This is a genomic window from Achromobacter sp. Marseille-Q0513, assembly GCF_018195695.1.
Lineage (GTDB): Bacteria > Pseudomonadota > Gammaproteobacteria > Burkholderiales > Burkholderiaceae_B > Achromobacter.
In genome coordinates, this window is the sequence record NZ_JAGTJY010000360.1 from 1 (window position 1) to 1,595 (window position 1,595).

Annotated in this window: 2 protein-coding genes; both read left to right on the plus strand. The window is 72.4% G+C overall.

Going from position 1 to position 1,595, the window contains the following annotated elements:
* Positions 1–151: 151 nt before the first annotated feature.
* Positions 152–661: a sigma-70 family RNA polymerase sigma factor gene (locus KDH83_RS30615; protein WP_212322782.1), complete on the plus strand. Its 510-nt coding sequence runs from the start codon at positions 152–154 to the stop codon at positions 659–661.
* A partial coding sequence (locus KDH83_RS30620; RefSeq protein ID WP_212322785.1) for a DUF4880 domain-containing protein occupies positions 658–1,595 on the plus strand: 938 nt, incomplete at its 3' end. The genes KDH83_RS30615 and KDH83_RS30620, both read left to right, overlap by 4 nt.

Here is a 1,595-nt window from a genome sequence, read left to right on the forward strand (position 1 = left end):
GAACAGGGCATGGCGACTTTGGGCAAGCTGATGGGCGGCTAGCCTGCTGCCGGGAGGCGCGCCGGCCCGGCGGCGCCGGCGCGCTCACAAATGAGTGTTATTCTTATTTGAATCCCCACTCTCCGTCGATCCCGCCTGCCCCGCGCCGCCTATGGAATCCTCCGCGCATCACCACGTCCAGCGGCTCTACGCGGAACATCACGACTGGCTGTTCGGCTGGCTGGCGCGACGCGTGGCCAACCGCGCCGACGCGGCCGATCTGGCCCAGGACACCTTCTGCCGCCTCCTCACCGCCCCCAGCCCCGCGCCCCTGGCCGAACCGCGCGCCTACCTGCTGACGCTGGCGCGCCGCCTGACCATAGACCTTTGGCGGACGCGGGATGTCGAGGCCCGCTACCTGCAGGCGCTGGCCCATCAACCCGAGCCCGTCGCCGCCTCGCCCGAAACGCTATGCATGCTCAAGCAGGCCGTCGCCGAAATCGACCGCTTGCTGGACGGCCTGCCGGTGCCGGTAAAACACGCGTTCCTGCTCAATCGCCTGGACGGCATGACGCAACCCGCCATCGCCCGCGCCCTGGGCCTGTCGCTGGCCACGGTGGAACGCTATTTGAAGCGCGCCTTCCTGCACTGCATCGCCGCCCGCCGCGAGCTCGGCGCATGAGCGGCCGCGGGGCGCGGCGCGTCGACGAAGCGACGGAACGCGCGGTCGAATGGATGCTGCGCCTGACGTCGGGGCGCGCCACCGACCAGGACCAGCGCGCGTTCGAACAATGGCTGGCGCTGCATCCCGGGCATGCCCGCGCCTGGGCCGAGGTCGATGGACTCATGGCGCGGCCGCTGGCCCGGCTGCGCGACGCCGCGAGCACCGCGCCCGCGCTGACACAGGCAGCCCGGACCGCGCTGCTGCACCACGGCGCCAGGCGTCGCAAGCTGCTCAAGCTGGCCGTGCTGGCGCCGGGCGCCGCGCTGGGCGCGCTGGCGGTCGACCGGTACGTGCCGCTGTCCGGCCTGGGCGCGACCTACGCCACGCATACCGCAGAACGGCGCAGCTACGCGCTGGACGACGGCTCCGAGCTGCCCCTCGACGCGCGCTCGGCGGCCGACGTGCGCTACGACGCCAGGCAGCGCCTCATCGTCCTGCGCGCGGGCGGACTGCACGTGGCCGCCAGCGCCGACGCCCGACCGCTGCGGATACGCACCCGCCATGGCGATATCGAGGCCGGCGCCACGGGCCTGGTCGCGAGCCTGGCGGTGACCCTGTACGAGACCTACGCCACGGTCAGCGCCATCGAGCACGCGTTGACGCTGATGCCCGGACATGGCCGGCCCCTTGCCCTGCCCGGACACGGCACGGCGGCATTCGATGACACGGCCGCCTGGCTGCGCGCCGACGATGCGCAGGCCAGCTGGCGGCGCGGCATGCTCAGTGTCAAGGATGCCAGCCTGGCGGAAGTGGTGGCGCGCCTGCGCGCCTACCAGCCCGGCGTGATCCGTCTGTCTCCGGATGCCGCCAGGCTGCGCGTGTTCGGCGTGTTCCCGCTCGATGACACGCGCCGGGCGCTGCACGCCCTGGAAGAGACGCTGCAGCTCAGGAT

Coding starts and splice junctions, on each gene's coding strand:
- KDH83_RS30615 (WP_212322782.1), top strand. CDS start 152: ATGGAATCCTCCGCGCATCACCACGTCCAGCGGCTCTACGCGGAACAT.